Below are 652 nucleotides of genomic sequence, written 5' to 3'. Positions count from 1 at the left end.
GTATTCATCTCCGTGAGGCGTATCTTGTACCGGCAATAATACGGTCGCGTCTGCCACGCTCCGCCAGAGGCAGAGCAAAAGGCATGCGAGGAACCGGGCCGCCGACACTGGCCTTACCTAAGGCAGGAACGGCAGAATGTTGCTTTCAAAGGCGCTGTTCACACCTGGCGCCAGAATTGCCGCCGGCCGTGAGACCCACGGCATGACGGCGGCTTCTGCCTGCTCACTTGTGATCTGCCCGGCCTCGAGTGCAATTCTGACCGGCTCAAAGGCGGCTTCACTTGCCGCAAGTACCGCATTGGAAATGGTATTCTCCTTATAGCAAGGATCGGTAAATACCTTCTCGACCTGCTTGTCGTACTGCGTCTGGCTGATGAGCCCCTTGTCCAACAGCCCTTTCAAGAATTCCAACTTACTAGTCTGGCACGCCTGAACATCCTTGACGATACTGGCGAAGGCATTCTTATCGATGCACTTGTTTCCAACGTTGGTCAGATCGGCAAAACTATCCGGATATTTTGCGCAGACTGCATTGAACGAGAGACCAATTGTAAATTCTCGATCTTCAAGCTTCTGCTTGTTGATTTCGAAGGTATAGTTGTGCGTCTCTTCCAGTTTCTCGTAGCCCGCGCTTGCCGAGAAACCCCACCCG

General features: G+C 53.5%; 1 protein-coding gene. It reads right to left on the bottom strand.

Going from position 1 to position 652, the window contains the following annotated elements:
- Positions 1-117 precede the first annotated feature (117 nt).
- Positions 118-652, bottom strand: a 535-nt coding sequence (locus EN749_RS38100) for a hypothetical protein (protein WP_189368051.1), incomplete at its 5' end; no start/stop codon positions are given.

Source organism: Mesorhizobium sp. M7A.F.Ca.ET.027.02.1.1 (assembly GCF_004022985.1).
GTDB lineage: Bacteria > Pseudomonadota > Alphaproteobacteria > Rhizobiales > Rhizobiaceae > Mesorhizobium.
Note: the sequence above shows the minus strand (reverse complement) of the source record. Positions and strands in the feature narration are given on the sequence as shown.